We start from the raw sequence: 6,392 nt of genomic DNA on the forward strand, positions 1-6,392 counted from the left end.
GGCTCGAGCCATGGCGGATACTGCGGTAATCGAGACAACTGAGAATACGTTCAGGCGCGGCGAGGCGCGAGACCGACGGGATGCGGGCCGCCCGCTGGGCCCGCAGGCGTACTGAAACGTACGTCGGAGGGCCACGCGGGCGGCACGCGCCCGTCCGGCTCGATGCATCCGCCTTCGCTCAAGGCTTCGGCGCGACCAGTCGCCGCGCAGGACGAGCGACTTTCCTGATGGTCCGTTGTCGGTTACTTCCCTGCGACGAGGCGCGGCCAGACGTGCTGGAAGACGGGTTCGGCGGGCCTGCCGGCGGCGAAGGCGTACCGAGAGCGTACGTCGAGCCGCCGGCAGGCCGGCCGGACCCGTATAACAGTGCGTATGGTCCGTGCTTGCTCTACTCCCAGTAGGGCGTGTAGCCGAAATACGAGTACACCTTCAGCCCCCACCTTCGGTCCGCGAGGATCGCCCGTCCGCCCGGTGCGATCGCCGGCGCGTTCTTCAGCATCGTGCGATCGACGCGCACGGTGACCGTGTCGCCGGCGTCGACGGAGAGCAGGCGCACCGGCATCGCGAAGAGTCGGTCGGCCCGAACGAAGCCGCCGAACGAAAGGAGCGCGTAGGCGAGCCGGTCGGCATCGAGATCCACGACGAGGTCCTCGACGCGCCCGAGGGGCTCGCCGCCGCCGTCGCACGCGGGTCTGCCGATGAGATCGGCGACCGAGGCCAGGCGCAGCGGGGATGCGGCGGTCATGGATCCTCCGTTCGCGAAAACGAGAGGGGCCGGATCGCTCCGGCCCCGTCGAAAGAATAAAGAATCAGGCTGTCGGCGTTGGCCGTCAGCGCTTCCGCTCCATGTCGGAGGACCCGCTTTCGCCTGTTCTCGAGCGCTGCCCGGGCGACCCGGACGAGCCGGTGCCCTGCGACGAGCCGTCGCCGTGGCGAGAGCCGAGGTTCTTCTCGCGGTCCTTGTCGAGCGAACGGTCGCCCGGGCTTCCCGGATCCCGGCTGCCGAGATCGCGGCTGGGGTCCGAATACGATTTCCTGTCGGTCATTCTTGCGCTCCTTTCGGGGTCGATCCCCGGGTGATACGCGGGGCGCCATTGCCCCACCCGGAGAAAGGAGCAAGATTCGTTCCCGAATGTCTTGGAATATATTGAAAACAGGCCACTTCCATCATTCCGTCCAAGGGCGGGGAAGGGGAAGCTTACCGGTCGGTCCCCGAGCGCAGGAGCCGGGGGACCGCGAAGAGGGCCGCGCCGTAGAGCGCGAACGCCGCAAACCGGGAAGCCGGCGTGCCGTGCGGGAGGTCGTCGAAGAGCAGCTTGACGGCGCCGACGACGAGCAGCGGGTAGACGACGAAGCGGAGATCGCGCCGGCGTCCTTTCGCGAAGGCGGCGAGCAGTACGGAGCTCGCGGCGATGACCGCCATCCTTTCGATCGGAACCGCGCGAGTCACCGGAACCGCCGGGGAGGCGCGCCCGAGAAGCGCCATCGCGACCACTCCCGCTCCCGCCGCGGCGACGGCGACGGCGACGAGCCGCGCGACGCGCTCGATCACGCCCGGCGGCCCGCCCCGAAACAGGAGCGCGGCGGCGAATGCGAACCCGGCGCCGGCGAGAGCCGCCGGAGAGAGCGCGAGGGGAGGACCCGAGGGCGGGAGCAGGAACGCCTCGAACACCGCGCGCCCGAGGCCGCAGGAGGCCGCGGCGAAGAGCAGAACGGCCCCGTGGCCCGCGAGCGTGCCGCGATGCGCGCCGCGTGCCGCCGCGAGCGCGGCGGCGGCCGCTCCCCAGAACAGCGCCCGCGGGAAAGGCGCGAGCGCGACGGCCGCACCGAAGACCGCCATGAGAAGCCCGAGGGAGGTCGACAGGTGGAAGTTCGCGGCGAGACCCGCGCGGGAGAAGAAACGGAATGCGACCGCGTAGAACGCGAACGCGGCCGCCAGCGCCGCCGCGGCGATCGCGGGCTCTCCGCCGACGCCGGAATGCGCGATCGCGACCGCTCCTCCGAAGCCGGCGAGGAGAGCCGCGCCCGACTGGATCGACTCGAACGCCGTCGCCTCGCGGCGGCGGGACACGAGACGCACGCCGAAGACCGCGAGAGTCGAAAGCGGAAGGGCCAGAGCCACGGCGAGCGAGAGCGCCGGCAATACCGCGCGGTACGCGTCGGGAAGCCCTCCGTCGCGGGCGACGACCGCGGCGAGCGCCACTACCGCGAGGTCGGCGCCGCCGGCCGCGAGCCAGCGGGGCCCCGGCCACCTCCGGGCATACGCGAGGATTTCCGTCGCGGCGGCGAGCGCGATGAGCGCCGCCGCGGCGAGATCGATCCGGCCGGATGCGGGCGTGAGCGCGGCGAGGAGGACGAGCGACGCCGCGGTCGCCGTCCACGCGAGCGCCGAACCGGGCTGCCGTCCGGCGGCGGCGAGCGCGATCGCCGTAACGGCCGACGCCGCCGCGATCGCGCCGGCCGGCGAGAAGACCGACAGCCGGACGGTCGCTTCCCAGATCAGCGGGAACGCGATCGCGATGCCGGTGACCCCATGGAACGCCGCGCCGGCGGCGCCGCCGGACACCCGGAAAGCGAGGAACAGCCAGAGGATCCCGTAGGCGAGCCCGACGGCCACTCCGGCCTCGCGCGACACGGTCCCGCTCTCGGTCAGCGCGCGGATCAGAAAGCCGCCGCCGAGGACGAAGACGGTGCGCCCGAGGATCGAGAGGACGGTTCCGGCCCCGGAGAGCGCTCCGGCCACGGCCGGGGCCCCGGGCGCGGCCGGGGCCGCGGAAGCCGGCAGCGGCGGCGGCGTCCCGGGCGAGAGCCGCTCCTCCGCCCGCCGGAGCCTTTCTTCCAGCCGGTCGAGCCGCCGCTCGATCTCTCCGACCCGGTCGATCATCGGCGCTCTCCCCGCGCGCCCGGCGGCTTCAGGCCGCCGCTTCGGGCGCTTCGGCTGCCTTTTTCTCCTCCGCCCACGGGGGCAGCAGGACGATGAGGCCGGCCAGGATCACGAACGGGAGGACGAGCAGCGCGATCGCGGGAAGCAGCCCCTCGCGCGTCGCGAAAGCCATCTTGTAGGTCGTGTAGCCGAGGAAGCTCTTCGAGAAGAGCTGGCCGCCGATGACGACGTTCCAGCGCATCGCGAAGATGCCGACGAGTGCGAGCGATCCGGCGATCGAATAGAACGTCTTCCGGGCCGGCTCGGAGAGGCGCACGAGCTGCGTCAGCGCGAGGAGCGCCAGGGGCACGAGGGTTCCGAGGCCGATCTGTACGACGATCTGGGAGACGTAGAGGCGCGTGTGCACCATGAAGTCGAGGCTCTTGAACGACTCGTCCGCCTCGTAGATGCGGTGGATGAGGTCGAGCATCTCGAGCGAGAAGTCGATCAGGAACGCGTAGAAGAAGTAGCGCGCGATCGTGTCCACGCAGGGCATGTCGATCTCCCGGCCTTTGAGGAAGCTGATCGCCATATACACGAGCAGGACGAGGGCGATCCCGGAGACGATGGCCGAGAACAGGAAGACGATGGGCATCAGCGGCGTCGACCACCAGGGATTCGCCTTCACGGAGCCGAAGATGAAGCCGACGTAGCCGTGGAGGAGGAACGCGGAAGGAATGCCGATGATCGTGATGAACCGGCCCACCCGGTCGTCGATCGCGAGGGCGCCTTCGGAAATGTTGTCGGATCCGAGCGCGAGGACCCGGTAGAGCGTCCTCTTCCATCCGCGGCTCGCGCGCGCCGTCAGCACGATGTCCTTCCGGTAATCGAGCCAGATCTCGAGGACGAGAACGGCCATGAGATACCAGAGGTAGACGAATCCGAACATCGCCATCGCGGAGGAGGTGTGCGGGGTGAGGTACATCTCGATCGACCGCTCGGGGTGCCCCAGGTGGAGCTGGAGCGGAAGCGGCGCGACGAGGAGGAACGCGAGCGCCGTCAGGAGCGCCAGCCGGTACGTCGGCTTGACCGCGGCGACGTTGAAGACCCTCTCGAGCGAGGCGAGGATGAACGCGCCGGCAACGAGCCCGGTGATGAACGGATAGAGAACGATGAGGACGCTCCACTGGAGATCCACCTCGTTCGGATACATGTAGCCTTCGACGGCGTGCACGAGCGCGGACGTGTCCATCCCTTCTCTCCTACCGGACCGAGCCGTCGAGGCCGTTGTAAAACGCCTTCGAGCCGGTCGCCATCTGGGGTTTGAGAACCTGCACCTTGTGGTCGCGCAGGAACGCGTGGATCGGGTCCTTCGGGTTCTTCAGGTCGCCGATCATCCGCGCGCCCGTCGGGCAGTTCTCGACGCACGCGGGGAGCAGTCCCTTCGTGATCCGGTGATAGCAGAGATTGCACTTGTCCACGGTGTGGGTCCGCGGGTCGATGTACCGGCAGCCGTACGGGCAGGCCTGCACGCAGTAGCGGCACCCGAGGCAGTACGACTTGTCGACGAGGACGACGCCGTCGGGGCTCACGAACGTCGCGCCGACGGGACACACCTGGACGCAGGGGGAGTGAGCGCAGTGGTTGCAGAGTTTCGGCACGAAGAAGGTCCGCGCGCCGTCGTTTTTGGCGTACTTGTCGGGGAAGCCGTCGTATCCGCCGTTCGGGGAATCGACGTCGGGGTGCTCCATGTCCTCGCCGCGCACGTGGTAGCGCTCGACCCAGGTCCGGAAGTATTCCGCCTCGAGCGGCACGTTGTTCTCGGCCTTGCAGGCGCGCACGCAGTTGCCGCACCCGATGCATTTCTCGATGTCGAGGATCATCGCCCACCAGTGGTCGGCGACGGCGTAGGCCGCCGGCTCGGGCGTGGCGCCCGCGAGGAAGGTTTCGATCACTTTCGCCGTCGCGGCGGTGACGATCAGGTACTTCCCGGCCGTGGCGAAGAGCTCGCGGCGATCCAGGGTCATGACTTCTTCTCCTCCTGCTGCTCCGGGTGATGCGGCTGGTGGCATGACGTGCACTCGACGCCCCCCGCGTGCTCATCGGGATCGATCTGGGGGAACTTCGCCGGCCGTCCCGCGATCGAGCGGTGGCAGGTCAGGCAAAGGCGCTCCGGGGCGAGCTTCGCCGGTTTCACGTCGGGATTGTCGGCGTGGCTCGCGAGCGGGCCGTGGCACGCCTCGCAGCGGACCGTCGCGTGCAGGCTCCCCTTCTGCGCGTCGGCGACGTCGCTGTGGCAGTCGAGGCAGGCGGGCTTTCCGGCGTAGGAGACGGCCCTCTTCTGGTTGTCGGCGAGAGCGCCGGCCCGGTAGTGGCCGTATCGGCCGAAGTCGGACGGCACGAGCAGCCCGCGCATCACGAAGAACGCCGCGATCCCCGCACCGAAGAGCGCCGCAACTCGCAGGAGATGGCTGCCGTCGCGAAGGAGTTTTTTCATCGTGCTTTTTCCTGCGCTGAATCTAGGGGCCGCGGAAAAGTCTCCACAGGTGCAAACGCATCATTTCGATCGAATGCGCGCCGGTACCGGGAGGCGGCGCGCCGGAGCTCGCCGGTTCGAATCGTGCCCGAGGATGCTCGCCGCGATCTGCGTCGCGGGGAAGACTCTTCGACGACCCGAACGGCGCGATCAACGCCGCGGACCCTCGAGAGGTCGCGTCGGATGAGGAAGGAGGCGGACCCTCCGCTATCTCGCCGCGTGCGGCGCCGGCACGGGGTTGGCCGCGAGCAGGCGCGCGACGACCTCGTCGTAGTAAGGCTTCTCCCGGAGACCGGCGTACTTGCCGGGGAAGTACACCAGCGTGAGGTCCGCGGTGCCCTGCTTGACGTCGAAGTTGTTGAGGACGACCGCGCAGCGCTGGTCGCGCGACAGGCGGGTGTTGTCGATCATCGGAAAGTCGAAATAGCCGACCCAGAACTCCGTCGCGGTCGTCTCGACCTCGTCCCGCGCTCCCGGCGTCCGGATCGTCAGCCGCAGATTCACGTCCTGCGTCGCCGGATCCGCCTGCAGCGCCTCCAGTCGGAAGTTGCGCCGGATCCCTTCGGACGTGAGATCCTGGGCGACGTAGGACGCAGAGGCGTTCTCCGGCCCGGAAAACTCGAGCTTTCTCGTGTCGAGGGTCGCGTCGAACCGCTGCCCCCCTTCCTCGAGCACGAGCATCTGCTTCTTCGTGATCTCCGTGGCGACGCGGTTCAACCGCGCCATCCAGTCGCCGCGGTCCCCCTTCGCCGCCACCTCCCGCTGCACGTGGAGGAAGAGGGGCTTGAGGTTCAGCGACTCGTGGAAGTTGTAGACGAGGAGCTCGAGATTGAGGACCTGGTCTTCGAGACTCGACGAGCCGGTCCGCAGGAACGAGTCGATGATCGACTTGAACATGTCCTTCCGGAGCGCGCTCTCGGACTCTTCGCGTTTGCTGATCAGCTCCGAATAAAGACGCGCATTCGTCTCGGTCGTCTGCATCCGCTCGCGCAG

7 protein-coding genes are annotated in these 6,392 nt (G+C 68.8%); all 7 read right to left on the reverse strand.

Going from position 1 to position 6,392, the window contains the following annotated elements; genetic code table 11:
• Positions 1-388 precede the first annotated feature (388 nt).
• Positions 389-745, reverse strand: coding sequence for a PRC-barrel domain-containing protein (locus VKH46_02065; GenBank protein HKB69598.1), 357 nt, complete (start codon positions 743-745; stop codon positions 389-391).
• An 85-nt stretch (positions 746-830) separates the two neighbouring features.
• Positions 831-1,046, reverse strand: a complete 216-nt coding sequence (locus VKH46_02070) for a hypothetical protein (protein HKB69599.1) — start codon at positions 1,044-1,046, stop codon at positions 831-833.
• 152 nt (positions 1,047-1,198) lie between these two features.
• Positions 1,199-2,884 carry a hypothetical protein gene (locus tag VKH46_02075; protein ID HKB69600.1) on the reverse strand — a complete coding sequence of 562 codons (1,686 nt, stop codon included), beginning with the start codon at positions 2,882-2,884 and terminating at the stop codon, positions 1,199-1,201.
• Between the two features lie 28 nt (positions 2,885-2,912).
• A complete protein-coding gene (gene nrfD / locus VKH46_02080; protein ID HKB69601.1) occupies positions 2,913-4,115 on the reverse strand; it encodes an NrfD/PsrC family molybdoenzyme membrane anchor subunit in 1,203 nt (400 codons plus the stop codon).
• A 10-nt stretch (positions 4,116-4,125) separates the two neighbouring features.
• Positions 4,126-4,890, reverse strand: a complete 765-nt coding sequence (locus tag VKH46_02085) for a 4Fe-4S dicluster domain-containing protein (protein ID HKB69602.1) — start codon at positions 4,888-4,890, stop codon at positions 4,126-4,128.
• A complete protein-coding gene (locus tag VKH46_02090; GenBank protein ID HKB69603.1) occupies positions 4,887-5,360 on the reverse strand; it encodes a multiheme c-type cytochrome in 474 nt (157 codons plus the stop codon). The genes VKH46_02085 and VKH46_02090 overlap by 4 nt, the downstream gene beginning before the upstream one ends.
• A 246-nt stretch (positions 5,361-5,606) precedes the next feature.
• On the reverse strand, positions 5,607-6,392 hold a 786-nt coding region (locus VKH46_02095; GenBank protein ID HKB69604.1), incomplete at its 5' end, for a hypothetical protein.

The sequence above is a fragment of the Thermoanaerobaculia bacterium genome (assembly GCA_035260525.1).
In the GTDB taxonomy this organism is placed as follows: Bacteria; Acidobacteriota; Thermoanaerobaculia; order UBA5066; family DATFVB01; genus DATFVB01.